Origin of the sequence: Caulobacter segnis ATCC 21756 (genome assembly GCF_000092285.1) — a bacterium.
In the GTDB taxonomy this organism is placed as follows: domain Bacteria; phylum Pseudomonadota; class Alphaproteobacteria; order Caulobacterales; family Caulobacteraceae; genus Caulobacter; species Caulobacter segnis.
Genome location: NC_014100.1, coordinates 3,633,086 through 3,658,892, shown reverse-complemented (window position 1 = coordinate 3,658,892; position 25,807 = coordinate 3,633,086). Strand labels below are relative to the sequence as shown.

The following is a 25,807-nucleotide window of genomic DNA, read 5'->3' as shown; positions in this document are numbered from 1 at the left end:
CCTCCGTCACGATGCGTATCCGCATCGCGCCACGGGTGAGGACGAAAACGCCCATCCTCCCCCGCGTGCGGGGGAGGTGGATCGTCGCCATCGGCGGCGAGACGGAGGGGGCGTTTGCGCGTCTCAGTTTACGCCCGGCAGTTCCCCCGCCGCTGCGATCACCGCGCCCGAGCGCACGAGGGCGTTGGCGGCCTTGAGGTCCGGATGGAAGTGGCGGTCGTCGGTGAGGTGCGCGACCTTCTCCCGCGTCAAGGCGCGGACCGCCTCCAGAACGGCGCTGGAGCGCAGCGGCGCGTGGAAGTCGCAGCCCTGCGCGGCCGCCAGCAACTCGATCCCCAGCACGGCGTCGGCGTTCTCGACCATGGCCAGCAGGCGTCGCGCGCCGTGGGCGGCCATCGAGACGTGGTCCTCCTGATTGGCCGAGGTCGGGATGGAGTCGACGCTGGCCGGATAGGCCTTCTGCTTGTTCTCCGAGACCAGGGCCGCGGCCGTGACCTGCGGGATCATGAAGCCCGAGTTCAGGCCGGGCTTCGGCGTCAGGAACGCGGGCAGGCCGGACAGCGCCGGGTCGACCAGCATGGCGATGCGGCGCTCGGCGATCGAGCCGATCTCGCAGACCGCCAGGGCGATCATGTCGGCGGCGAAGGCCACCGGCTCCGCGTGGAAGTTGCCGCCCGAAAGGGCCTCGTCGGCCTCCGGGAAGATAAGCGGATTGTCCGAGACGCCATTGGCCTCGGTCGCCAGGGTGGTCGCGGCCTGGCGCAGCACGTCCAGCGCCGCGCCCATCACCTGGGGCTGGCAGCGCAGGCAGTAGGGGTCCTGAACCCGCTCGTCCTCCTTCAGGTGCGAGGCGCGGATGGCCGAACCCGCCATCAGTTCGCGGAGGGCGGCGGCGGTCTCGATCTGGCCGGCGTGGCGGCGCAGGGCGTGGATTCGCGGATCGAAGGGGGTGTCCGAGCCCTTGGCGGCCTCGGTCGACAGGGCGCCGGTGACCAGAGCCGTTTGGAATAGGCGCTCGGCCTCGAACAGGCCGGCCAGGGCGTTGGCGGTCGAGAACTGGGTGCCGTTCAGCAGGGCGAGACCCTCCTTGGGGCCCAGCGTCAGCGGCGAAAGGCCCGCGTCACTCAGCGCCTGGTCGGCCGGGACGCGCGCCCCGCCGACGAAGATCTCGCCGACCCCGATCATGGTCGCGGCCATGTGCGCCAGCGGCGCCAGGTCCCCCGAGGCGCCGACCGAGCCCTGGCACGGGATCACCGGCGTCAGGCCCTGGACCAGCATGGCTTCCAGGAGGCGCACAGTCTCGACCCGCACGCCCGAGGCCCCTTGCGCCAAGCTGGCCAGCTTCAGGGCCATCATCAGGCGCACGACCGGAATGGGCGACGGCTCGCCGACGCCGGCGGCGTGCGAGAGGACGATGTTGCGCTGCAGGGTCGCCAGGTCCTCGTCGCCGATGCGAACGCTGGCCAGTTTCCCAAAGCCCGTGTTGATCCCGTAGATCGGCTCGCCCTTGGCCAGGATGCGCTCGACCGCCTCGGCGCTGGCGGCGATCACCGGCCAGGCGCCGTCGGCAAGCCGCGCGCCGGCGCCGCGATAGATCGCCTTCCAGTCGGCCAGAGGCACGTCGCCGGGGGTCAGAACAAGCTCGGTCACTCGGGTCTCCAGATGGCGGTCGACGACAGGCGGCGGGCTCTTGCGGCCCGCTAATATGTATAGTCATATTTGCGAATGATGAGGCTTGTCCAGTGACCGACGCGCGCGTTCAAGAGACTCCTGGGCCGAGCGGCGCGCCGCTTCACCTGCGGATCCGCGAGGACATCGAGCGCCGCATCCGCTCCGGCGCCTGGCCGCCGGGCCACCGCGTGCCGTTCGAGACCGAGCTGATGGGCCAGTACGGCTGCGCTCGCATGACGGTGAGCAAGGCCATGACCGCCCTGGTCGAGGCCGGGCTGATCGTCCGCCGCAAGCGGGCCGGCTCGTTCGTGGCGCGGCCCAAGGTTCACGCGCCCGTCCTGAACATCCCCGACATCCAGGCCGAGATCGAGGCGCGGGGCGAGGCCTACGCCTTCCGCCTGCTGGCGCGCGTCGTGCGCGATGCGGATCGCGAGGCGCCGGGCGAGGTCGAACTGGCCTCCGGCGGCAAGCTGCTGGCGCTGGACGGCGTCCACGACGCCGGCGGTCGCCCTTTCGCACTGGAGCGCCGCCTGGTCGCACTCGCGGCCTCGCCACAGATGGACGCTGAAGACTTCGCCGAGATCACGCCCGGCGCGTGGCTGCTGGAGCACGTCGCTTGGACCGAGGCCGAGAGCCGGATCAGCGCGGTCAACGCCAACGCCGAGGTCGCCCGTCTGCTGGCCCTGGACGAAGGCGCGGCGTGTCTGATGGTCGATCGCCGCACCTGGCGGGAAGGGCGCGGCGTCACCCGCGTGCGCCAGATCTTCCCCGGAGACGCCTACGATCTGGTGGCGAGGTTCGGGCCGAGCGCCTAAGTCTTCGGGGCGCGCAAGGCGCCGCTTTGATGGAACGCCCGATGGATCCGTATACGCTCGCCATCCCGACCTACGTCCAGATGCTCAGGGGGCTAAGCGCCCAACTGAGCAAGGGTGAAGCCTTCGCCGCCGACAACGGCCTTTCGACGGACGATCTGCTGACCGCCCGTCTGGCGCCGGACATGTTCCCGCTGTCGACCCAGGTGCGGTTCGTCTGCACCCAGGCCAGCGATCTGTTGCGCCACCTGACCGGCGCGGACTCGTTTGCGCCGGCGGAGGACGCGGCCGACTTCGAGGGGCTGCGGGCTCAGCTGGCCGACGCTGTGGCGCGGTTGGAGGCGACGCCCGCGTCCGCTTTCGACGGCGCGGCCCAGCGGAAAGTCGAGCTGAAGCTGCCCAACGGCGTGGTGTTCGACATGACCGGCGAGCAGTTCGTGCGCGACTGGGCGTTCGCCCAGTTCTATTTCCACGCCACCACGGCCTACGCGATCCTGCGCCACAAGGGCGTTCCGCTGGGCAAGCCCGATTGGGTCAGCCACATGTTCGCCTACATCCGACCGGGCACGTTTCCGGGCGGCTAGCCTATAGGCGCTACTCCGGCATCGCCGGGTAGCGCGTCAGGCCCTCGGGCGGGACCACCCACGCCGGACGCTCGCGGTCGAACAGCAGCATGGTCGGCTCAAACAGGCTGGGGTCGTCCAGGCTGCCGGCATAGATCGTATGGCTGTCGCTCAGGCCGTGCTCGCCGCCGAACACCAGACCGCCGCAGGTGGGGCAAGAGTTGCGCGTCGACACGCCGCCCCGGAAGGCCTGGCAGCGATATTGCCGCGTAGGCCCCATGATCGTCAGCGCCGAGGCCGGGAAACCCATGAAGGGGATGAAGCCGGAGCCCGAGGCCTTGCGGCAGTCGCCGCAACAGCACAACCCCATGTAGTCGGGCGCGCGATCGGCCTCCCAACGCAGGGCCCCGCACAGGCATCCGCCTTTGAAGCTGTTGGTCATCATGAGGCTAATAGAGCCATGGCGCGCTGCATGGTCAAACCCTTGCGGGAAAAGCTGTTTCGGCGTGTCCAGTGCGGGCTTTGGACAAGTTGTCGCAGTAGTATCCGTAAATAATGACGGCAAAATTTACTCCATTGTGTCGAACTGTGGCAATTCGTCTCGGGCCTGAATGTCCGTTTTCATTGGGTGCTCATGGCGACGCGGCGCAATATATTCGCATGGCCGTTACGACTAGGAGCGTCGAAATGGATATGCCCGACCAACCCTCGCTGTTGCAGATCCAAACAGGTCTGTTCGCGGCCCTCGTCGGCGTCCTGTCAGCCAAGGGCGCGGCGTCGCGTCAGGAATTCGCCGAGGCGATGGACGTCTTGGCGCGCCACGAACAGGACACGCGCATCGCGAACTACTTCCACATGCTGGGCGATGAGCTGCGCGGCGCGGAAACGACGGCGAAGCGGCCATTGCTGAAGCTGGTGGTGGGCGGGCTGGACGAAGAGCGTCCGCCGATTTCAGCTTAAGGCGCGGCAGCCGAAAGTGTGAGCGGTTTCAGCGCCAGTCGTTTTCTGAAACCGGAGTTCGTCCTGGTGGCGGGGGCGGATGCAAATCGGAACCCACTTCCGTTCCCCGTCTGATCCGTGTGGCCGTTTAAGGACGGCTCCGCGCAAATCCACTCACATCCCCTGTGGGTAAGTTGTGGGATAATCCCATTTTGCATTGAATGCAGAGGCTTCCGACCCTTTCCCCCGAACATGTGCCGCTCGTATTTTGAAAGCACGAGCCTAGCCGGCGATTCTGCGTAAGCGGCTCGTGGAAAGGAGACAATGATGACGGAACGCGCCAGCCAGGCCCTGATTAGCCTTACGCTGCTCTTGATGGCCGCGACCCAGTTGATCGCGGCCATCAAGGCCTAGGACTTTCAAGAGACAGCCCTTGGCGGTTCGATTGGAGCCGGCCGCCATGGACTAGATAAAACCCGTAGCTGCCTGGTGTCGAGACTGCTCAACGCCTGAGGTCGCAACGAGAAGCTAGATTTTTCTGGCCCGCTGGCGGATGCGCTAGCGGGTCTTTCTATTTCGGAAGGTGCAGGCTGACTGGAATGCGGTTCTCATAACAGACAAGCGCGGCGATAAACGCCATCTTGGTCCACTAGGCATCTGCCTGTGCATCCATCCTGGTGGCGGGGGGCGGGATCGAACCGCCGACCTGTGGGTTATGAATCCACCGCTCTAACCATCTGAGCTACCCAGCCGGACCAGGAGGCGCGGCTTATAGGCGAGAACCGCGCGGGATTTCAAGCCCGCCCCGTTCGCCATGTCAGTCCGCCACGATCGCCGCCGCCGTCGCGCCCAGGGCCTTCACCGCATCGGCGGGCGCGAGCTTGACCTGCAAGCCCCGCTGTCCGCCATTGATGAAGACATAGGACTCGGCGAGGGCGGCTTCTTCCATCACGGTCGGCAGGCGCTTCTTCTGTCCAAAAGGGCTGACCCCGCCGACCTTGTAGCCTGTGATCCGTTCGGCGTCGGACACGGGCGCCATGGCCGCCGACTTGCCCTTCAGGGCGGCGGCCAGCTTCTTCATGCTGACCTCCTTATCGGAGGGCAGGATGGCGCAGGCGGGCTTGCCGTCCAGCATCACCACCAGGGTCTTGAGCACCCGGCGCGGGTCCTCGCCCAGAGCCTCGGCGGCCTGAAGGCCCACGCGCTCCGATCCAGGATCGTATTCGTACGTATAAAGGTCGAACGCGACGCCGGCCTTTGTGAGTGCGATCGTGGCGGGAGTGCTCTTGGACATGGCCTTGGTGATACCCAAGTGCTCGGGGCGTTGGAATACGGAACGGTGATGACGGCTTTTGATCGAAGAAGCTTGCTGCGCGGCGCCCTGGGCTTGGGCGCCTTGGGCCTGCTGCCAGCCTGGGCGCGGGCGAGCGAGGGGACGCGATCGCCGGCGGCGCTGAGCGGCGAGGAGATCAAGCTCTCGATCGGCCATGTCATGCCGCGCATCGACGGGCGCACCGGCCACGGCGTGGCGATCAACGGCACGATCCCTGGCCCGCTGATCCGGCTGAAGGAAGGCCAGAACGTCCGCATCGCGGTGACCAACAACCTCGACGAGGACACTTCGATCCACTGGCATGGCTTGCTGGTGCCGTTCCAGATGGACGGCGTGCCGGGCGTAAGCTTCCCGGGGATCAAGCCCGGCGAGACCTTCACCTATGAGTTCCCGGTCCGGCAGTCGGGCACCTACTGGTGGCACAGCCATTCGGGGCTGCAGGAACTGTCGGGCCACTACGCGCCGATGATCATCGATCCGGCGGGCGAGGACCCGATCCCTTTCGACCGCGAGCATGTGGTCGTGCTGTCGGACTGGAGCTTCCGGCATCCGCACGAGCTGTTCCGCAAGCTGAAGGCGCAGGCCGGCTATTTCAATCAGCAGAAGCAGACGGTGGCGGGCCTGCTGCGCGGCGAGGACCAGTCGCTGAAGGACAGGATCGAGTGGTCCAAGATGCGGATGGACCCGACGGACATCCTGGACGTCACCGGCTCGACCTACACCTACCTCGTCAACGGCCACGGCCCCGCCGACAACTGGACGGGCCTGTTTTCGCCGGGCGAGCGGGTGCGGCTGCGGATCATCAATTCCGCCGCCATGACTACCTTCAACGTTCGCATCCCGGGCCTGGCCCTGGAGGTTGTCGCGGTCGACGGCCAGCCGGTGTCGCCGGTCAGCGTCGACGAGTTCCAGACCGCGCCGGCCGAGACCTATGACGTCATCGTCCGGCCCAGCGAGGACAAGGCCTTCACCCTGGTCGCCGAGGCCTCGGACCGCTCGGGCCTGGCCCGGGCGACCCTGGCGCCGCGCCTGGGCATGTCCGCCCCCGTTCCGCCGCTGCGCAAGCGGCCGCTGGCGACGATGAAGGACATGGGCATGGGGAACATGGCCCACGGCATGGACATGCCCGGCATGGACATGTCCATGCGGTCCCAGGCCAACGCGCCGAACGTGCCCCTGACCCCAGGCGTCCAGAGCATCTCGCCGATGCCGATGGACCGCATGGCCGAGCCGCCCCAGGGCCTGGAAGACGTCGGCCACAAGGTGCTGACCTATGCCGATCTCGCCAACCTGAATGAGCCGACGGACAAGCGCCCGCCGGGACGGACGGTGGAGATCCACCTGACCGGCAACATGGAGCGCTTCATGTGGGCGTTCGACGGCCAGCCCTACGGTCCCGATCGCAAGCCCTACGCCTTCGCGCGCGGCGAGCGGGCGCGGGTGGTGTTGATCAACGACACCATGATGGCCCATCCGATCCACCTGCACGGCCACTTCTTCGAGCTGGTGAACGGCCAGGAGCGGCAGCCCCTGAAACACACGGTCAATGTCGCGCCGGGGAGCCGAACCGCCTTCGACCTCACCGCCGACGAGCCGGGCGATTGGGCCTTCCACTGCCACATGCTGCTGCACATGCACGCGGGCATGTTCGCGGTGGTCACCGTGCGTCCGCTGGACGGGGAGGCGGCGTGATGCTGGTCGATCTTCCGCCCGCCGTTCAGCACGAGCACCACCAGGCCGCGCCGGCCGGCCCGCCGATCCGCACGCCGGCCATGCCGTGCCGACGCCGGCCGACCCGCACGCCGGCCACCACATGCCGGCGCCCGCCGCGCCCGCGAGCGAGACCAAGCCGCCGCCGATCCCGACCGACCACGCCGCCGAGCGCTTCTACAGCCCCGCGGCCATGGCCGCCGCCCGCGCTCAGCTGGTCAAGGAGCATGGCGGCGGGACCGCCTGGACCGTCCGCGCCGACGTGCTGGAATATCGCTCGCGCAAGGGCGCCGACGCGCAGGCCTTCGAGGGCGAGGCCTGGTGGGGCGGCGACGCCTCGCGCTGGGTGGTCAAGGCGCGCGGCGAGCGTGTGGACGGCGAGGGCTGGGAACACGGGGAGGCCGAGCTGCTGAAGGCTTGGCCGGTGGGTCCTTACTTCGACCTGCAGGCGGGCGTTCGTTACGACCTGGCGCCGAAAGGGCGGAGCTACGCGACCATCGGCTTCGAAGGTCTCGCGCCGTACTGGTTCGAGGTTCAGGGCGCGGCCTATCTGTCGGACCAGGGCGACGTGTCGGCTCGCGCCGAAGCGTCCTACGATCTGCGCCTGACCCAGAAGCTGATCCTGCAGCCCCGGCTGGAAGGCGACCTCGCCGAAGCCGGCGCCGCGCGGCTCGAGGGCGGCGTGCGCCTGCGCTACGAGATCACCAAGGAGTTCGCGCCCTATGTCGGTCTCATCCGCGAACGGGCCTTCGGTCCGGCGGTCATCGCCGGCGAGCGGGCGGGAAGCACGGCGGTGGTGATCGGGGTGCGCGCCTGGCGCTAAGGGCTCGCGCTCTACCTATCGTTACGGATAGCTTGCCGTGCGCGGAAGCCTGGCCCAACATTCGTTTGACCGGCCGCAGAGCCGGACAACGAGGGAGCCAGGACGGATGTCGGACGCGATCGACTTCGAGCGGATGCGGACCTTGGGCGATGTCGCCCGCTATCACGCCGAGGCGCGGCCGGACGCTGTCGCGTTCAGCTTCGAGGGACGCGAGACCACCTTCGCCGACTTCGACCGCCACACGAACCGGGTCGCCAACGCCCTGATCGCGGCTGGGCTCTCGACCGGCGACCGTGTCGCCTATGTCGGCAAGAACAGCGACTGGTATTTCGAGCTCCTGATCGGCGCCGCCAAGGCCGGGGTCGTCACCACGCCGATCGGCTGGCGGCTGGCCGCGCCCGAGATCGCCTACATCGTCGCCGACAGCGACGCCAAGCTGGTCTTCGTCGGGCCCGAGCTGATCGGCCACGTCGAGGACGTCGCCGCCGAGCTGACCCACCGTCCTGTCGTCATCGCGATGGAGCCTCGGGGCGCGGGCGAGAACGCGACCTTCGAGGCCTGGCGCGACGCGCGGCCCGACACCGATCCGAACAAGCCGATCGCGACGTCCGACATCGCCATCCAGCTCTACACTTCGGGCACCACCGGACGGCCCAAGGGGGCGATGCTGACCCATGACAACCTGCTGGCCATGCGGCGCGAGGCGGGCAAGACGCCGCTGGCCTGGAACCAGTGGGGACCGCACGACGTCAGCCTGGTCGCCATGCCCGTCGCCCATATCGGCGGCACCGGCTGGGGGCTGGTCGGCCTGCTGAACGGCGCCAAGGGCGTGGTGGCGCGCGAGTTCGACCCGACCAAGGTGCTCGACTACATCGAGAAGGACCGCATCTCGAAGATGTTCATGGTGCCCGCGGCGCTGCAGATCGTCGTGCGGCTGCCCAGGGCGCGCGAGGTCGACTACTCGCGCCTGTCACACATCCTGTACGGCGCCGCGCCGATCCCGCTGGACCTGCTGCGCGAGTGCATGGAGGTGTTCGGCTGCGGCTTCGTCCAGCAGTACGGCATGACCGAGACCACTGGCACGGTGGTCTATCTGCCGCCCGAGGACCACGACCCGGCCGGCAACAAACGCATGCGCGCGGCGGGCCTGCCGATGCCGGGCGTGGAGCTCAAGGTCATCGACGAGGCCGGGAACAGCCTGCCGCCCAACACGGTCGGCGAGGTCGCCGTCCGCTCGGCCTCGACCATGAAGGGCTACTGGAAGCTGGACGAGGCGACCGCCAAGACCATCGACGCCGACGGCTGGCTGCGAACCGGCGACGCCGGCTACCTGGACGAGGACGGCTATCTGTTCATCCACGACCGGGTGAAGGACATGATCATCTCGGGCGGCGAGAACATCTATCCGGCCGAGGTCGAGAGCGCCGTCTACGGTCACCCGCACGTGGCCGAGGTGGCGGTGATCGGGGTGCCCGACGAGAAATGGGGCGAGGCCGTCAAGGCGGTGGTCGCGCCCAAGCCGGGCGTCACGCCGGACGCCGACGACATCATCGCCTTCGCCCGGACGCGGATCGCCCACTTCAAGGCGCCCAAGAGCGTGGACTTCGTGGCCGCTCTGCCCAGGAACGCCTCGGGCAAGATCCTGCGGCGGGAGCTGCGCGCGCCGTACTGGGAAGGGCGCGAGCGGCAGGTGAACTGAACGGGGTGGGATCCTCCCCCGCGATGCGGGGGAGGTGGCCTGGAGGGCCGGAGGGGGCAAGCTGGACGCGCGCCGCGTTAGCCCCCTCAGTCGCTCCGCGACAGCTCCCCCGCATCGCGGGGGAGCATCTTATCCGCGCCCCTACTCGATGAACGCCTCGACGCTCTCCCGCGTCCCGACCATGAACGCGTCGGCCACCAGGGTCAGCGGGCGCACGTCCACTTCCGAGCGGCCCTCGGCCACCAGGGTCGCGAAGCGGTCGTAGAGGCCCGGATATTCGCGGTTCTCGCCGTCGACCACGACCTTTCCGTCGATCGTGAGCTTGGCGCCGCCCATCGACAGCTTCAGCTCGCCGGCGTCGCTCCAGGCGGTGATGTCCCAGGTCTGCGGGCCGGTCTGCAGGAAGTCGAGATCGGCGGTGATGGCCGCGCCCTTCAGCGTGGTCATGTCGACGTGGCCGGCGATCGGCGACTGGACGTTCTCGGGCACCTGAAGCTTGGCGTCCGTGACGAAGACCTCGTCGGGCATGATCTCGGTCAGGATCGACAGAGCATTGATGGCCGGGTCGAAGACGCCCATGCCTCCGGCCTGCCAGATCCAGGTCTGGCCGGGGTGCCAGCGGCGCACGTCCTCGCGCCACTCGATGGACAGCGTGCGGACGGGGTTGGCCGCCAGCCAGGCCTTGGCCTGGGGCACGCCGGTGGCGAAGCGCGAGTGCCAGCTTGTGAACAGGACGACGCCCTGCTCGCGGGCGACGGCGGCCAGCTCGGCCACTTCGCTGACCGTGGCGCCGGGAGGCTTTTCCAAGAAGACGTGCTTGCCGGCGCGCAGGGCGGCCAGGGCCGTCTCGCGGCGCGCCTGGGGCGGGGTGCAGAGCGCGACGGCGTCGAGTTCCGGGCCTTCGGCCAGCATCTGCGCGATGTCGTGGAAGACGGGCAGGCCGCCCAGGTCCGGCTGGCTGCGGCTGGCGGCCGCGACGAGGTCGAAGCGCGGATCCGCGGCGATCGCGGGGATATGCTGGTCATGGGCGATCTTGCCCACGCCGACGAGGCCGATGCGGATCACTCTAGTCTCCTCCCGCGCGGATGTTCTTCGCTGGCGTTTATAGTATAAATGGAGCGACGCAAGGCGGCCGACAAAAAAAGCCGCGCGGCGGGTTTCTAGACCCGCTTCATGCTGAGGATCTTCACCGGCGGATTCAGGATCTGGCCTTTCATCGACGGCACGTTGGTCTGGCCGTCGGTGCGGCCGGCCAGGATCTTCTTCACGACGTCCATGCCCTGCACGACATAGCCGAACACCGCGTAGCCCTGGGCGGCGTCCGACTTGCCCGGCTTGGCGTCCAGATAGGGCTGGGCGCTGGCGCAGATGAAGAAGTCGGCGGTGGCCGAACCCGGCGCGTCGCGGCCCATCGAGATCGCGCCGGCCTTGTGCTTGAGCCCGGTCTTCAGCGTGCTTTCGTGGGCGATCGGCGGGGCGCGGCGGGAATAGGGCTTGGGCTGGCCCTGGATCGAGCCGGCGCCGGGCGCGCCCTTGGCCCGGTTGGCGCGGAAGAACTGACCGCCGTCGAAGCGGTGCTTGTCGACATAGTAGAGGAAGTTCTTGGCCGTGATCGGCGCCTTCTGGTCCTCCAGCTCGACGACGATGGTCCCCTTGTCGGTCTCGATCGCCACGCGCGGCTTGCCCGCGGCGAGGGCGGGCGAAGCGGCCAGCATGGCCAGGGCGCCGACCAGGGCGCGGCGGGCGATCTTCGAGACGGTCATGGCGGCTCCTCTTCCTCGTCGGGGTGATCGCACATCATGGCCGCGACGTCATTCCCGTGCATCGCGCTCCGCAATGTGGAAACCGGTCCCAAAAAAAGTGACGCTCCCCAGATTTCCTGCATCGCTAGAGTCACGTTCGCTGAGTTAGGGTCCCGCTTGACCGCGGGGAAACGCGGCGATCAGGGAAGGGAATTCATCGATGGGGGCTGACAGCCAAGCCGCGCCCGCTCAGGGTAAGACTGGGAAGGGCCGCGACGCGCTGGTGATCGGGGCGTCCTCGCTCGGCACCGTGTTCGAGTGGTACGATTTCTATCTCTACGGCTCGCTGGCGGTGATCATCACCGGCCACTTCTTCTCCGGCGTCAACGAGACCACCGGCTTCATCCTGGCCTTGCTGGCCTTCGCCGCCGGCTTTGCGATCCGGCCGCTGGGCGCTTTGATCTTCGGGCGTCTTGGCGACATCTGGGGCCGCAAGAACACCTTCCTGATCACCATGCTGCTGATGGGCGTGTCGACCTTCGTGGTCGGCCTCCTGCCCTCGTACGAGCAGATCGGCGTGGCCGCGCCCATCGCCCTGATCCTGATGCGCCTGGTGCAGGGCCTGGCCCTGGGCGGCGAGTACGGCGGAGCCGCGACCTACGTCGCCGAGCACGCGCCCGAGGGGCGTCGCGGCTTCTACACCAGCTGGATCCAGACCACGGCCACCGTCGGTCTTTTCCTGTCGCTGCTGGTCATTCTTGCGACCCGCACGTGGATGGGCGAGGAGGCGTTCAAGGCCTGGGGCTGGCGCATCCCGTTCCTGGTCTCGCTGCTGCTGCTGGGCGTGTCGCTGTGGATCCGCCTGAAGCTGCACGAGAGCCCGACCTTCCAACGCATGATCTCGGAAGGGAAGGGAACCAAGAAGCCGCTGGCCGAGGCCTTCGGCCAATGGCCGAACCTGAAGGTCGTGCTTCTGGCGCTGTTCGGCCTGACCATGGGCCAGGCGGTGGTCTGGTACACCGGCCAGTTCTACGCCCAGTTCTTCCTTGAGAAGACGCTGAAGCTGGACGGCGCCTTGGCCAACCTGCTGATCGCCACCAGCCTGCTGATCGGCACGCCGTTCTTCGTGTTCTTCGGCTGGCTGTCGGACAAGATCGGCCGCAAGTGGATCATCATCGTCGGCTGCGTGCTGGCGGCGGCGACCTATTTCCCGATCTTCAAGGCGATCACAGCCTACGCCAATCCCGTGCTGGCCCACGCCGAGTCCTCGGCCCCGGTCGTGGTCAACGCCGATCCGGCCACCTGCGCCTTCCAGTTCGACCCCGTCGGCAAGGCCAAGTTCAATACGCCTTGCGATGTGGCCAAGGCCTATCTCGCCAAGGCCGGTGTCACCTACAGCAACCACGACGCCCCGGCGGGGGCGCCGACGACGGTCAAGGTCGGCGGCGTGACGCTCGAGGGCTTTGATCCCAAGGGCGCGACCGGCAAGGCCTTCGCCGACGCGCGCAAGGCCTGGGAGGCCGACCTCGGCGCCCAGCTGAAGGCCGCCGGCTATCCGGCCAAGGCCGACCCGGCGCTGGTCGACAAGCCCAAGGTCATCGGCCTGCTGGCGATCCTGGTGATCTACGTGACCATGGTCTACGGCCCGATCGCGGCCATGCTGGTCGAGCTGTTCCCGACCCGCATCCGCTACACGGCGATGTCGCTGCCCTACCATATCGGCAACGGCTGGTTCGGCGGCTTCCTGCCGACCACGGCCTTCGCGATCGTGGCGGCGACCGGCGATATCTATTCGGGCCTCTGGTATCCGGTGATCATCGCGACGGTGACCGCCGTTATCGGGGGTCTGTTCCTGAAGGATACGCGGCACAATCCGATCGAGGATTAGGCGCCGCGCCCGAAACGACCCGGCGGCGGTCCCGCCGCCGGGTTGCTATTCCGCACCCGATCGGCTTCCTTTCCGCCGAGAGGGGCGTTGATGGCGCAAGACGACGAAGACAGGCGCGCCTGGTTTCGGCGGGAGATCCTGCCGCTGGAGCCGGACCTGCTGGCCTATGCGCGGCGGTTCTGCCGCGATGGGCAGACCGATCCGGAAGACCTGGTCCACGAGACCTTCGCGCGAGCGATCGCCTGCAAGACCTGGCGCGAGATCGGCAACCCCGCCGCCTTCGCCACGCGGGTTCTGCGCAACTGCGCCCTCGACGCGTTGCGCCGCCGCAAGGTCCTGACGATCACCGCGGTCGCCGATTTCGAACGCATCGAGCCGATCGACGAAGCGCCCGGCGCGCAATCCATCATCGAATCGCGCGAAGAGCTGCAGGCGCTGGCCGACGCGATCGCCGAACTTCCGACGCAATGTCGACGCGTCTTCACGTTGAGAAAAGTCTATAGCCTCTCGCCAGACGAGATAGCGGTTCGGCTGGGCCTGTCCGTCTCTACTGTTGAGAAGCATCTGGTGAAGGGGCTGCGCTACTGTTCCGAGAAGCTGGGACGGCGTAACGAACGGAAAAGCAAGGCCGACGAAAGGCGCTCATGGAGCGGGATACGGGATCACGACGCGAAGCGGTGAGGCAGGCGGCCGCCCTCTGGGTGGTCCGGCTTGACGATCCTTCGTGCTCTGACGCCGACCGCGCCGCCTTCGAGGCCTGGCGCGGCGAGAGCTTCGAGCATGAGGCCACCTACGAGCGCGAAGCCGTCGCCTGGGCGCGGATCGATCGCGTGCGCGCGCTGCGGCCGGGGCTGCAGCGGCCGGACGCCGACCTTCTGGCGGCGACGCCGCAGCCTCAACCGCAGCCGCGTCTGTCGGCCCTGTCGCGGTCGCCGTGGGCTCGCGGGCTGGCCGCCTCGGCCGCCATGGCGCTGCTGGTGGCGGGAAGCCTGTCGTTCGGGACCTCGACCGCCTACGCCACCGCGATCGGCGAGCGCCGGGTCGTGGTGCTGGGCGACAACAGCCGGATCGAGCTGAACACCGACAGCAAGGTCGTTGTCCGCTTCAAGCGCGGCGTGCGCGAGGTCAAGCTGATCAAGGGCGAGGCGCTGTTCGACGCCGCGCCCGACGCCCGACCTTTCGTGGTCAAGGCCGCCGATGCGGTGATCGCGGCTGACGGCTCGGCGGAGGTGGCGGTCCGCCTGCGCTCGGACGGCGCGGCGGTGACGGTCAAGAAGGGCGCCGTCGATGTCGATCCTGTCCGCGCCGACGCCAAGGACGACATGCGCCTGACCGCCGGGGTGGCGGCGATCTACGACTCGCGCGGCGCCCGTTCGCGCGTGGTGTCGAACGCAGAGATCGACCGGAGCCTGGCCTGGCGGCAAGGGGCGATCGCCCTGAACGGCCAGTCGCTGGCGCAGGCGGCGGCGGAGTTCAATCGCTACAATCATCGCCAGATCCGCATCGCCGATCCGTCGATCGCCCACCTGCGTCTGGCCGGTTACTTCCAGACCACCGAGCCGACCAGCTTCGTCAATGCGGTGACCAGCGCCTTCCCGGTGAGCGCTTCGGAAGGCGCCGACGGCGCGATCCGGCTGTCGCGGCGCAGCTGAAGCCTCCCGGCGGGGCTGGCGTTCAAAAAAGTTCCCGTCGCGACTAGCGGAAAGTCGGGGCTATAGCGTCGTTCCTTCGAAGACGCCTCCCGTCGGGGCTGGAGGCGTCGAGAGGGGTTACAAAAACAATGTCTAACGACACGCGCCGCACGGTTCGCGGCTTCCTGATGGCGTCCGCCGCCGTGCTGGTGTTGGCCGGTCCGGCCCTGGCCCAAGAGGCCCGCCACAGCTTCAATATTCCGGCCGGCGACGCGGTGACCGCGCTGCAGGCGTTCGCCCAGCAGTCGGGCAAGCAGGTCCTGTTCCCGTTCGAGGCGGCCAGCGGCAAGCGCACGCCGGCCGTTGCGGGCGATATCGCCGACGCCGAGGCGCTGGCGCGTCTGGCCAAGGCCGCCGGCCTGGTCGTCCAGTCGGACGACGGCAAGACCATCACGCTGCGCCCGGCGCCGGCCGAACTCCCCCAGTCCGCGAGCGTGGGGGCCGGCGCGGCGACTGACGAGGCCCAGGTCGTCGAAGCCATCGTGGTCGTCGGCTCGCAGATCGAGGGCGCGCGGACGACGGGCGCGCTGCCGGTGACGGTGGTCGGCGAGCAGGACATCATCGCCACGGGCGCCGTCTCGGGCGACGAGTTGTTCCGCTCGATCCCGCAGGCCGGCGACGTCCAGTTCCAGGAAGCCCGCACGACCGGCAACCTGAACGACGCGCGCGGCGACGTCTCGTCCCTGAACCTGCGCAGCCTGGGCACCGGCAACACGCTGGCCCTGCTGAACGGCCGCCGCGCCGTGCTGGCGCCGGGCACCCAGACCGAGAACCTGGTCCCGGTGCAGACCGTCAACACCAACGCGTTCCCCGTCTCGGGCGTCAAGCGCGTGGAGGTCCTGCTGGACGGCGCGGCCGCCATCTACGGCGCGGACGCCGTGGCGGGCGTGGTGAACACCGTGCTCGACACCAAGTTCCAAGGCCTGCGGGTCGAGGGGCAGGTCGGCGGCTCGGAGGGCACGAGCTACCGCGAAGGCAGCTTCAACGTGAAGGCCGGCACGCGTCTGGACGACGGCACGCGGCTGACCTTCTTCGGGTCCTACACCGCCCGCAGCCGCCTGATGGCCAGCGAGCGCGACTACTCGGCCAGCGAGGATCACCGCGCCGCCATGGCCGGCACCGCCTGGGCCAGCGACACCGCGTTCGACAACCGCTCGACCTCGAGCCCCTGGGGGGCGTTCACGCTGATCCCCGCCTCGACCGCGCCGCGTCAGAACGGCGCAGCCCTCACGACGACGGGGGTGTTCCACATCGAGCCGGTGTCCAACACCGCCGCCGGCTGCTCGTCGGCGACCCTGACGGGTGACATCTGCATTCGGGCCGGCACGATCACGGGCGCGAATGACCGCGTGCTTCGTTACGACGAGAACTCGCAGCGGTCGCTGAAGGGCGGTCTGGAGCGCACCAACCTCTTCTCCACGGTCGAGCACGACTTCGGCGGCGTCACCGCCTATGGCGAGGGCGGCTACTACCACGCCCTGTTCACCGGCAACCGCGAGCAGTCCGCGCCGCTCAGCTCGGCCCAGATCAGCATCGCGGCCAACGCCTACTGGAACCCCTTCGGTCCGACCACCCTGGCCAACGGCGCGGTCAACCCGAACCGCCTTTCGGGCCTCACCGGCGTGGGCGCCTCGGGCGTGGCGATGAACATCCTGAACTACCGCCCGGTCGACGCCGGCGGCCGCACCTATACGGTGACCGACGACAGCTTCCGCCTGCTGGGCGGCCTGAAGGGCGACTGGAACGGCTGGAAGTGGGACAGCGCGCTGCTCTACTCGGAAGCCCGCACCAAGGACATGACCCACAACGCCATCAGCAACACGCTCTTCCAGGCGGCGCTGAACCGCACGGACGCGTCGGCCTACAATCCGTTCAATGGCGGCTCGCTGACCAACTATTCGGGCGAGGACGCCACGCCGAATAGCCAGGACACGATCAACTCGTTCCTGATCAACGTCTACCGGATCAGCAAGACCTCGCTGGCCCTCGCCGACTTCAAGGTGTCCAAGAAGGACCTCTTCCGTCTGCCCGGCGGCGACGTCGGTTTCGCGGCCGGGGTCGAGCTGCGCCGCGAGACCTACAAGGACGACCGTGACGACCGCCTGGACGGCACGATCACGTACACCAACACCGTCACCGGCGTGACCTACGGCACCGACGTCATGGGGGCCTCGGGCTCGCCGGACGTGTCGGCTCATCGCTCGATCGCCTCGGCGTTCTTCGAACTGGCCGTGCCGGTCATCTCGCCCGAGATGAACATCCCCTTCGTCGAGGAAGTCAGCCTGCAGATCGCCGCCCGCGACGAGCACTATTCGGACTTCGGCAACGTCCTGAAGCCGAAGGGCGCGATCCTGTGGAAGGTCGGTCATGGCCTGTCGCTGCGCGGCTCGGTCTCGCAGAGCTTCCGCGCGCCGAACCTGCCTCAGTTCTACAGCGAGGGGACTTCGGTCTCGAACACGCGCACCGACTGGGCGGCCTGCCGGATCAACACGCCGACGGCCACCACCTGCTCCAGCGCCAGCACCATCGAGGTCCGCAGCGGCAACGAAAACCTGAAGCCGGAAGAGGCCGACAACGCCAGCGTCGGCTTCGTCTACCAGCCGCGCTTCATCCCGGTCGAATACGGCAAGCTGACCCTGACCACCGACTTCTGGTCGATCCGCGAGAAGGGCGTTATCGGCATCCTGGGCGGCGGCAACCAGATCGCTCTGGACTGGCTGCTGCGTCAGCAAGGGTCGTCCAACCCAGACGTCGTTCGCCTGGCGCCGGTCGGTACGAACACGGTGGGCGCCATCGACTATATCAGCGACACCTACACCAACCTGCAGCCGCGCGTGGTGAAGGGCGTCGACTTCTCGCTGGACTACGACCTGGACGACACCCCCTGGGGCGACTTTGGTCTGAAGATCAACGTGGCGAAGCTGCTGCAGTATGATCAGGCGCCGGGCGCGACCGAGGCCCTGCTTCAGCAGGCCGTCGCCGCCGGGAAGCTGCCGGGCGTGACGGTGACCTCCGCCGGCAACCAGATCGGCATGGGCGGATTCCCGGAATTCAGGGGCAGCGCCAGCATGACCTGGCGCAACGGCGGCTGGGGCGCCGGCGCGTTCGTCAACTATGTCAGCGAGGTGTACGACACCGGCTCGACCCTGACCGGCGGCGAATACTACCAGATGCCGTCCTGGACCACGGTCAGCCTGTACGGTCAGTACGCGTTCAAGGAAGGCCGTTTCGACGGCTCCACGGTCCGCGTGGGCGTGCGCAACATCGGCGACAAGGCACCGCCGGTCTCGTCGACCAACTTCGGCTACTACGGCTCGCTGTACAACGCGACCGGCCGCTACTGGTACATGAACGTCTCCAAGCGGTTCTAGAGCTGGCGTCGAGGCGGGCTACGGCTCGCCTCGCGCGCAGGCGTCGCGCCTTCGGGGGCCGTCCTACCCCCTTGAAAAGTCCTCGATGACGTGACGATCGGCGCCGGAGCTGCCCCTCCGGCGCCGAATTCGTTCGTGGATTTGAGGCGGATCAAGGTCGGGGCGCCTGGGCGAGCGCAACGTTCTCTCAGGCTCTTCTGTTTGCGGTCCAGACAGGAGCCTATCGCCGGTCGACGTCATCGCCAGTTCGACGTCGGGCGGCGGCGCTTCGGGGCCGTGCCCCCTAGGTGCTCCGAAGCTAAATCGGCGCCGGAATAGCATCCGGCGCCGATCTTGTTTTTGGGACGGGGCGCTACGCGCGAGCGCCAAAAGCAGACATCCCGTAGGGCTGTTCGGGGTGGGAGGCGGACCAAATCCTCCCCCCAACGGGGGAGGTGTCGGCGAAGCCGACGGAGGGGGAAGAAGCCGGCTCGGCAGGACTTCCCCCTCCGGCCTTCGGCCTCCTCCCCCAGCGGGGGAGGATTTTCCAACCGTACCCAACGGGTCGAAGACCGAACTAAGCCCCTCCCCTTCGATGGGGGAGGGTAGGGTGGGGGTGATGCGGCGGTGGAGGCCGCGCCAGGGCCAACCTCAGCAGGTCACCCCCATCCCGACCCTTCCCCCATCGAGGGGGAAGGGAGGTCTGCATCGAAGCCTAGTTTCCGCTCACCGCCGGCCCGTACAGCAGCCCGTTGAACAGGAACTTGAACGTGCCCCACGACTGGGCGCGCTGGGTGATCTCGGGCCCGAAGGCGAAGATCTTGCCCTTGCCCAGGTCGATGTCGAGCATCGTCGTGGAGTCCTTCAGCTTCTCCTGACCGACGGCCCAGCCGCTGCGCAGCGGCTTGTCGGTGTCGAACCACGACACCCGCGAGATCCCCTTGGCGTCGCTCTTGATCGTGAAGGTCGGGCTGCGGTCGAAGAACACGTCCACCTGCTCGCCGGCGCCGTAGGCCAGCGGCTGCTTGGGATCGACCTTGGCCCGCAGGACCGAACCGGGGATGTAGAGCTCGCGGTTGGAGAGGGCCTTGAGCTGGCCGTTCTCGATCTTGGCGTTGGCGATCTCGACCGGCGCGCCCAAGGCCGTGGCCAGCCGCGTCGAGGCGCCGATGGCCACGACCGAGCCGCCGCCCTTCACGAACTCGGCGATCTTCGGCAGCGTCTTCTCGTCGGTGATGCGGCCAAGCCAGGCGCGATATTCCGCCGGAATCTCCTCGGGCTTGGGCTGCGCGCCCGCGCGGCCGGCTCGGAAGGGCCCGCCTTGCGGCGCCGGCACGACGCCATCGGGGAAGACCAGGACGTCGAAGTCCTTCTTGATGTTCCCGGCGTCCAGCCGCTGGGGATAGACGACCTGGAACGGCGCCTCGAACTGCTCGAACATCCAGCGGTTCCAGCCGGACGGCATCGAGCCGCCATAGACGTCGACGAGGCCGATGCGAATGGGCTTGAGGGCGATCGTGGCGCCGGACGGCTTGCCGCCGACCGCGTAGGCGTCAATGCCCAGGTCCTTCACGCCCTTCTCGATCACCGCCTTGGCGGCGGGCGAGGCGGGGACCCAGATCGCGCCGGGGCCGAAGTCGGTCGACCCGGCCTTGGCGCCGTCCTTGACCCACTGGACCTTGGCGCCGGCCTTCAGCAGGCGGTTGGTCAGGGTGAAGCTGGCGTTGGTCTCGTGGCTGATCAGCCAGCCGGCGCTTCCCGAGCCCTTCACCGCGCCCGGCGCCACCTTGATCACGTCGGGCACGCGCGAGGTCGGGGCCTCGAAGCCGTCGAGGATGCGGTCGAACTTGATCCCCATCTGGTAGGCCAGGGTGTAGCCGGTGACATCGTAGGGCGCCTTGGGGGGACCGCCCGGATACTCCAGGTCGTGCGGGTGATCCTGCGGCTCGAACATGTCGAGCACGTGCGGGCGATAGGCCTGGGCCGTGCGCACGACGTAGGAGCCGGCGGGATAGGTCTTGCCCGCGATTGTGAAGGCCTTGTCGGCCTTGTCGACGTCGACGCCGGTCTTGATCAGCGCGTTGAGGAAGGCCACGACCGTGGGCATGTCGGCCTGGTCGGCTGGGATCACATAGCCGCGTGGGTCGCGGGCTTCCGGCGTCTGCAACACCGTCTTGTAGAGGCTGGGATCGATCGCCGCGCCGTAGGGGCCGGGCTTGCCCTTGCCGGCGGCGGCCAGGGTCTCGACGCGGGTGGGGGTGATGGTCCAGCTGTCGCTCGAGCCGCGCTTGATGCTGTTGTCGCCCATCTTCCAGATGTTGAAGAGCAGGCGCTCGCGATTGCGGGCGGCGTAGTCGATGACCGCCAGGTTCATGGTCATCTGGTAGTCCAGCGAGTCCTGCAGGCGCCAGACGCGCGGGGCGATCGGGGCCGGGCGGTCGTTGTTGGGCAGTTGCAGGTCGGGAACCAGATTGACCGTCGTCGGGGTCGGTCCGCCGATGATCTCGGTCAGAAGGCCGATGGCGTTGTGGAAGTAGGAGACCGACCGCACCATGCCGTTGTGCCAGGTGGAGTAGGGCGCGGCGCTGCGGGCGCCCGAACCCGGCTTGTCCTCGGCGACCAGCCGGCTGTGCATGGCCATGCCGACTTCCTGCAGCTGGGTCATGACCAGCGGGTCGTAGTTGAAGTTGAACGGGTCGCGGAACGGCGGAACGAACACCACCATGCCGTTGGGGCCGGTCTGGTGCTGGTTGAAGATGATCTGCGGATACCACTCGCGGAACAGCTGCTTGTTCACGTTGGTGGTCTCGGCCATGGCCGACATGAAGCTGTCGCGGTTGTTATCGTGGCCGACGTACTTCTGGTACAGGCGCGGCAGGGAGTTGAACTCGCGCGTCTTCGGATCCTGGTTGCGCATGTACCAGTCGCTGACCAGCTCCATGCCGTCGGGATTGTCGTGCGCGAACAGGATCACGCAGTCGTCCAGCAGGCGCAGGGTCTCGGGATCCTTCGCCGTCAGCATCCGGTGGAGCACCTGGATCTGGCCCTGCGAGGTGATGGTTTCGGTGGCGTGCAGGCCCGCGTCGATCCAGACGACCGCCTTGCCCTCCGCCGCGAGTTTTTCGGCCTCTTCCTTGGAGACGCCTTCGGCCTTGGCCAGCTTGCGCGAGATCTCCTTCAGGCGATCCAGCTTGGCCAGGTTGGCGGGCGAGGAGACGACCGCCATCCACTGGGTGCGCCCTTCCTCGGTCTTGCCGATGTCGACCAGCTTCATCCGGTCCGACTGGCCGGCCAGGGTCTTCAGATAGGCCTCGTAAGCGGTGTAGTCGGCCAGGAAGTAGTCGCTGCCGATCGGCTGGGCGAAGGCCTTGTCGGGCGGGGTGATGTCCGCGGCGATCGCGCCGCCCAGAGCCCCGAAAGCCAGAATCACGCCGAGGGCCGCACCGGCCATCGCTCCGCTACGCGTCATCGCATCACCCCTAACCCGCGCACCTCACATCCGAGGTCGCTCTCCATCTCATGACGAAGCTGGATCGGATTTCCGCACGCGGAGCAACCGGCTGGGCAGCCCATTTTTTCGTAGGCGACGGCGCATGAAAAAAGGGCCGCCCTCGCGGACGACCCTTCCTCTCATCGAGCCATACCATCGGCCCGTACGCGAGACTTGATGAGGAGAAGCTTCAGATCGCCGAGCGACGAGCGAGTTCCACGCGGCGGGCGGCGACTTCGCTGCGCGCCCGTTCCAGGGCGTCGATCTCGGTGGCGGTCAGCAGGTTGTCGATGACCCGGCCCAGGTGCTCGCGCATGGCGTTACGCGCGGCGGCCGGATCGCGCGCCTTCAGGGCCAGCAGGATCTCCTGGTGGTCGTCGATCCGCGGGCGCACGCCGACCTGACGCGCGCGTTCCAGCATCGCCCGGCACAGCGGCGACTTGTAGCGCTGGTCCCACAAGGTCTCGACGACGCTCACGAGCGCGCTGTTGCGGCTGGCGCGGGCGATCGTCACGTGGAAGCGGCGATCGGCGCCTTCGCCGCGCACGTCCTTGTCGTTCTCCACGACCATGTCGTCCATGATCGTCGCCAGCTCGACCAGTTCCTCGTCGGTGATCGTCGCGGCCGCCAGGGCGGCGACCTCGCCTTCGATCAGCCGGCGGGCTTCGGTGAGTTCGAAGGCGCCGATGTCCAGTTCGGGCGCCGAGCCCTGGGCTCGCGGCGCGTCGGTGACGTAGACGCCCGAGCCGTGCCGGGCCTCGACGAGGCCCTGGATCTCGAGCGCGATCATGGCTTCGCGCACGGTGGGCCGGCTGACCTTGTAGTCCTCCGCCAGGTCGCGCTCGGATGGAAGCCGCTGGCCAGGCTTGTGGACGCCCTCACGAATCGACTCGGCGATCGCGCTGGCCACCTGTTGGTAGAGCTTGCGGGTTTCCGTCGTCGAAGTGGTCATGTCTCTTCAATCCCGTCCATACACGCCGGACGTTGCAGACTATTGCAAGGAGAAGGCCCGCGCTACCCGACCTTCGTCGACGGGCCTAGCATCTCGTCTGATAAGTCGCTAAAACTGGTCAGGCCAATTCTCTCTCACGCTCAACGACTAGGTCCATGCTGAAGATTATCGACGCCAAGGTCATCGTCACCTGCCCCGGCCGCAACTTTGTCACCCTGAAGATCACCACCGAGGACGGGATCACCGGGGTCGGCGACGCCACGCTGAACGGCCGCGAGCTGTCGGTGGTCAGCTTCCTTCAGGACCACATGGTCCCCAGCCTGATCGGCCGCGACGCCCACCAGATCGAAGACATCTGGCAGTTCTTCTATCGCGGCTCGTACTGGCGTGGCGGCCCGGTGGCCATGACCGCCCTGGCCGCCGTCGACATGGCGCTGTGGGACATCAAGGGCAAGGTCGCGGGCCTGCCGGTCTACCAGCTCCTGGGCGGCGCCTGCCGCACGGGCGTCACGGTTTATGGCCACGCCAACGGCGAAACCATCGAAGACACCATCGCCGAGGCCGTGAAGTACAAGGCCATGGGCTACAAGGCCATCCGTCTCCAGACGGGCGTTCCGGGCCTGGCCAGCACCTACGGCGTCTCCGGCGACAAGATGTTCTACGAGCCGGCCGACGGGAACCTGCCGACCGAGAACGTCTGGTCGACCGCCGCCTATCTGAAGCATGTGCCGAAGCTGTTCGAGAAGGCGCGTGAGGTGCTGGGCTGGGACGTCCACCTGCTGCACGACGTCCACCACCGCCTGACCCCGATCGAAGCCGCGCGCCTGGGCAAGGACCTCGAGCCGTATCGCCTGTTCTGGATGGAGGACTCGGTCCCCGCCGAGAATCAGAGCGGCTTCCGCCTGATCCGCCAGCACACGACGACGCCGCTGGCCGTCGGCGAGATCTTCGCCCACGTCTGGGACGCCAAGCAACTGATCGAAGAGCAGTTGATCGACTACCTGCGCGCCACGGTGCTGCACGCTGGCGGCATCACCAACCTGAAGAAGATCGCCGCCTTCGCCGACCTGCACCACGTCAAGACGGGCTGCCACGGCGCCACGGACCTGTCGCCGGTGACCATGGCCGCGGCGCTGCACTTCGACATGTCGATCCCGAACTTCGGCCTGCAGGAATACATGCGCCATACGCCGGAGACGGACGCCGTCTTCCCGCACGCCTACACCTTCAACGACGGCATGCTGCATCCGGGCGACAAGCCGGGCCTGGGCGTCGACATCGACGAAGAGCTGGCGGCCAAGTACGAGTACAAGCGCGCCTACCTGCCGGTGAACCGCCTGCAGGACGGCACGATGTTCAACTGGTAGGCCTTTAGCGCCTAGACGAATACGGCCGCTGGAGAGCTCTCCAGCGGCCGTCTTTGTTTTGGCGATGCAAGAAGGGCTCTAGGCTGGGCCCACGCGGAACGCGCACAGCTTGTTGCCGTCCAGGTCCCGGAAATAGGCCGCGTAGAAGGCTTGCGGGCCGTCCTCGCCACGCACGCCCGGCTCACCCTCGCACGCTCCGCCCAGCGCCACGGCCTTTTTGTGCAGGGCGTCGACCTTGGCGCGTTCATCGAGCACGAGCGCGATCATCGTGCCGTTGCCGAACGTGGCGGCCTGGCCGTCATAGGGCCTGCCGACGCCGAACATCGGCTTGCTCCAATCCGAGCCCCAGGCGCAGCCGCCGGTCGGGAACTCCATCAGGCGTTTGACGCCGATCTCGCCGAACAGCGCGTCGTAGAAGCCCTTGGCTTTGTCCAGGTCGTTGCTGCCGACTAACGTGTACCCGATCATCAAAAATCTCCCCGATGAGCTTCACCTTGAAGTTGGCGGAGGGCGCCGGGCGGGGCCAGCGGAAAATCACGCTTTCACTGAGCAAGGGACCGAAAGCTTAAGCGTTAAATACTCCGTGGCTGGACGAACGCCTTCGATCGATGAGTGGCCAAAAAGTCATGTAATCATTGAAACTATAGCGGCTGAATTATTGCAATGTCGGGTTTACGACTTATAATTCCCGTGTAAGTGGAATTATTAACTCGCGAAATGCCGGTGGAGCTGATAGGTTTGACTTATCGCCAGAACGATCTCTTCGAGCGCTGGTGGCTGAGAGACGAGGTCCAAAGCCTCCGCTCCCGCTCGAACGGCTGGAGCTATTGATGCCTGCTTATCTTTTCTATCCGCGCCGGGCGAACGGCGTTTCGCTGACCTTTATCGCCGAGGCCGCCAAGAACGACGCCGAAGCGATGGCGCTGGCCGCGGAGATCGCGGCGGACCATGACTGCGTCGGTGTCTTTGTCTGGGAGCCCGCCTCGACCGCGGACGGCAAGGATCGCTTCGTCGGCGAGGTCGGTAGCGTCAGTGAAGAGGCGCGCACGGGCATGACGGGCGTGCAGGGAGCCTCCGCCTCGGCCTAAGCGTTAGCGGAAGACCATCAGGAGGTCTTCCTTGGACAAGCTGTTCGCCAAGTTCGCCAACGTCACCGCCCGGATCACCGGCAGCCCGCCCGCTTTTCTGGTCTGCGTGGCGGTGGTGTTGCTCTGGGCCGTCAGTGGCCCGCTCTTTGGCTTTTCAGAGACCTGGCAGTTGGTGATCAACACCGGCACCACCATCGTCACCTTCCTGATGGTTTTCCTGATCCAGAACACCCAGAACCGCGATGGCGTCGCGCTTCAGACCAAGCTCGACGAGTTGATCCGCGCGACGACCGACGCGGAGAACGAATTCATCGGGATCGAGAAGCTCACCGACAAAGAGCTCGAGGTGATGCACGCCCGGTGCAAGGCGCGGGCGGATCGTTCGATGCGCGCCTTGCGGCAGGCCGCGGCGGAGAAAGACGCGCGCATGGCCAAGTCCAAAAGCCGCCAGGGCGCGCGGGCGCCGTCGGCCAAAGCCCGCGCCGCGAGCCGCGCCAAGGCGCTAAAGGCCGGCCGCGCCAGCGAATAACCGGGCGAGCGGCATACGACCTAGATAGGCTGGACGCGGGGTGTCTTAGACGGTAGCGGTACCAAAAGAACGGGCCCGTCGAACGCGCCCCATGGGGAAACGCCGCCTTGCCCAAGCTGTCCTTTCCGAAACTTCGGGCCCTGCGCTGGTGGATCATCGG

Annotated in this window: 20 protein-coding genes, 1 tRNA gene and 1 pseudogene; 13 read left to right on the top strand and 9 right to left on the bottom strand. The window is 67.5% G+C overall.

What is annotated here, in order from left to right:
* Nucleotides 1-123: 123 nt before the first annotated feature.
* Complete coding sequence (gene hutH, locus CSEG_RS16735; RefSeq protein ID WP_083778415.1) at nt 124-1,662, bottom strand: histidine ammonia-lyase; 1,539 nt, start codon at nt 1,660-1,662, stop codon at nt 124-126.
* Nucleotides 1,663-1,742: 80 nt separating this feature from the next.
* Here hutH and hutC point away from each other — a divergent pair, with 80 nt between their 5' ends.
* Nucleotides 1,743-2,486 carry a histidine utilization repressor gene (gene hutC, locus CSEG_RS16730; RefSeq protein WP_013080412.1) on the top strand — a complete coding sequence of 248 codons (744 nt, stop codon included), beginning with the start codon at nt 1,743-1,745 and terminating at the stop codon, nt 2,484-2,486.
* Between the two features lie 29 nt (nt 2,487-2,515).
* Nucleotides 2,516-3,067 (top strand): DUF1993 domain-containing protein, encoded by a 552-nt coding sequence (locus CSEG_RS16725; protein ID WP_227878857.1) that lies wholly within the window; start codon nt 2,516-2,518, stop codon nt 3,065-3,067.
* 10 nt (nt 3,068-3,077) lie between these two features.
* On the opposite strand, the gene CSEG_RS16720 is transcribed toward CSEG_RS16725, so the two are convergent.
* Nucleotides 3,078-3,491: a GFA family protein gene (locus tag CSEG_RS16720; protein ID WP_013080410.1), complete on the bottom strand. Its 414-nt coding sequence runs from the start codon at nt 3,489-3,491 to the stop codon at nt 3,078-3,080.
* Nucleotides 3,492-3,733: 242 nt separating this feature from the next.
* On the opposite strand from CSEG_RS16720, the gene CSEG_RS16715 reads away from it, so the two are divergent.
* On the top strand, nt 3,734-4,006 hold the full coding sequence (locus tag CSEG_RS16715) for a hypothetical protein (protein ID WP_013080409.1): 273 nt from the start codon (nt 3,734-3,736) through the stop codon (nt 4,004-4,006).
* Between the two features lie 654 nt (nt 4,007-4,660).
* On the opposite strand, the gene CSEG_RS16710 is transcribed toward CSEG_RS16715, so the two are convergent.
* Nucleotides 4,661-4,737: transfer RNA gene (locus tag CSEG_RS16710), tRNA-Met, on the bottom strand.
* A 65-nt stretch (nt 4,738-4,802) separates the two neighbouring features.
* Entirely contained in the window at nt 4,803-5,279 is a 477-nt protein-coding gene (gene ybaK / locus CSEG_RS16705; RefSeq protein ID WP_013080408.1) for a Cys-tRNA(Pro) deacylase, read from the bottom strand.
* A gap of 45 nt (nt 5,280-5,324) precedes the next feature.
* On the opposite strand from ybaK, the gene CSEG_RS16700 reads away from it, so the two are divergent.
* From CSEG_RS16700 to CSEG_RS16690, 3 genes and pseudogenes are all read left to right on the top strand, one after another.
* Nucleotides 5,325-7,010, top strand: a complete 1,686-nt coding sequence (locus tag CSEG_RS16700; RefSeq protein WP_106907227.1) for a copper resistance system multicopper oxidase — start codon at nt 5,325-5,327, stop codon at nt 7,008-7,010.
* A pseudogene (locus CSEG_RS16695) lies at nt 7,010-7,851 on the top strand (copper resistance protein B). Before CSEG_RS16700 ends, CSEG_RS16695 begins: the two are co-directional and overlap by 1 nt.
* 106 nt (nt 7,852-7,957) lie before the next feature.
* Complete coding sequence (locus tag CSEG_RS16690; protein ID WP_013080406.1) at nt 7,958-9,550, top strand: fatty acid--CoA ligase; 1,593 nt, start codon at nt 7,958-7,960, stop codon at nt 9,548-9,550.
* Nucleotides 9,551-9,691: 141 nt separating this feature from the next.
* On the opposite strand, the gene CSEG_RS16685 is transcribed toward CSEG_RS16690, so the two are convergent.
* Together CSEG_RS16685 and CSEG_RS16680 are read right to left on the bottom strand one after the other, a co-directional pair.
* Nucleotides 9,692-10,615, bottom strand: a complete 924-nt coding sequence (locus CSEG_RS16685) for a Gfo/Idh/MocA family protein (protein WP_013080405.1) — start codon at nt 10,613-10,615, stop codon at nt 9,692-9,694.
* A 95-nt stretch (nt 10,616-10,710) separates the two neighbouring features.
* Complete coding sequence (locus CSEG_RS16680) at nt 10,711-11,313, bottom strand: peptidylprolyl isomerase (RefSeq protein WP_013080404.1); 603 nt, start codon at nt 11,311-11,313, stop codon at nt 10,711-10,713.
* A gap of 199 nt (nt 11,314-11,512) precedes the next feature.
* Here CSEG_RS16680 and CSEG_RS16675 point away from each other — a divergent pair, with 199 nt between their 5' ends.
* The 4 genes from CSEG_RS16675 to CSEG_RS16660 all read left to right on the top strand — a co-directional run bounded on the left by CSEG_RS16675 (nt 11,513) and on the right by CSEG_RS16660 (nt 18,242).
* Nucleotides 11,513-13,180: an MFS transporter gene (locus CSEG_RS16675; protein ID WP_013080403.1), complete on the top strand. Its 1,668-nt coding sequence runs from the start codon at nt 11,513-11,515 to the stop codon at nt 13,178-13,180.
* 87 nt (nt 13,181-13,267) lie between these two features.
* Nucleotides 13,268-13,861 carry an RNA polymerase sigma factor gene (locus tag CSEG_RS16670; RefSeq protein ID WP_167535141.1) on the top strand — a complete coding sequence of 198 codons (594 nt, stop codon included), beginning with the start codon at nt 13,268-13,270 and terminating at the stop codon, nt 13,859-13,861.
* Nucleotides 13,858-14,832: a FecR family protein gene (locus tag CSEG_RS16665; RefSeq protein ID WP_227878856.1), complete on the top strand. Its 975-nt coding sequence runs from the start codon at nt 13,858-13,860 to the stop codon at nt 14,830-14,832. Before CSEG_RS16670 ends, CSEG_RS16665 begins: the two co-directional genes overlap by 4 nt.
* Nucleotides 14,833-14,960: 128 nt before the next feature.
* Nucleotides 14,961-18,242 (top strand): TonB-dependent receptor, encoded by a 3,282-nt coding sequence (locus CSEG_RS16660; protein WP_013080400.1) that lies wholly within the window; start codon nt 14,961-14,963, stop codon nt 18,240-18,242.
* Nucleotides 18,243-18,936: 694 nt separating this feature from the next.
* On the opposite strand, the gene CSEG_RS16655 is transcribed toward CSEG_RS16660, so the two are convergent.
* The gene (locus CSEG_RS16655; protein ID WP_013080399.1) at nt 18,937-21,690 is read right to left on the bottom strand and encodes a M14 family metallopeptidase; all 2,754 of its coding nucleotides are present in this window, start codon (nt 21,688-21,690) and stop codon (nt 18,937-18,939) included.
* A gap of 211 nt (nt 21,691-21,901) precedes the next feature.
* Nucleotides 21,902-22,663 carry a FadR/GntR family transcriptional regulator gene (locus CSEG_RS16650; protein ID WP_013080398.1) on the bottom strand — a complete coding sequence of 254 codons (762 nt, stop codon included), beginning with the start codon at nt 22,661-22,663 and terminating at the stop codon, nt 21,902-21,904.
* A 155-nt stretch (nt 22,664-22,818) separates the two neighbouring features.
* On the opposite strand from CSEG_RS16650, the gene manD reads away from it, so the two are divergent.
* Nucleotides 22,819-24,030 (top strand): D-mannonate dehydratase ManD, encoded by a 1,212-nt coding sequence (manD, locus tag CSEG_RS16645; RefSeq protein ID WP_013080397.1) that lies wholly within the window; start codon nt 22,819-22,821, stop codon nt 24,028-24,030.
* Between the two features lie 78 nt (nt 24,031-24,108).
* Here the strand turns inward: manD and CSEG_RS16640 are convergent, their stop codons facing one another.
* Nucleotides 24,109-24,498: a VOC family protein gene (locus CSEG_RS16640; protein WP_013080396.1), complete on the bottom strand. Its 390-nt coding sequence runs from the start codon at nt 24,496-24,498 to the stop codon at nt 24,109-24,111.
* A gap of 362 nt (nt 24,499-24,860) precedes the next feature.
* Between CSEG_RS16640 and CSEG_RS16635 the strand changes: the two genes are divergently transcribed.
* Both CSEG_RS16635 and CSEG_RS16630 read left to right on the top strand, forming a co-directional pair.
* Nucleotides 24,861-25,118 (top strand): hypothetical protein, encoded by a 258-nt coding sequence (locus CSEG_RS16635; RefSeq protein ID WP_013080395.1) that lies wholly within the window; start codon nt 24,861-24,863, stop codon nt 25,116-25,118.
* 31 nt (nt 25,119-25,149) lie between these two features.
* Complete coding sequence (locus CSEG_RS16630) at nt 25,150-25,647, top strand: low affinity iron permease family protein (protein ID WP_013080394.1); 498 nt, start codon at nt 25,150-25,152, stop codon at nt 25,645-25,647.
* The last annotated feature ends 160 nt before the right edge of the window (nt 25,648-25,807 follow it).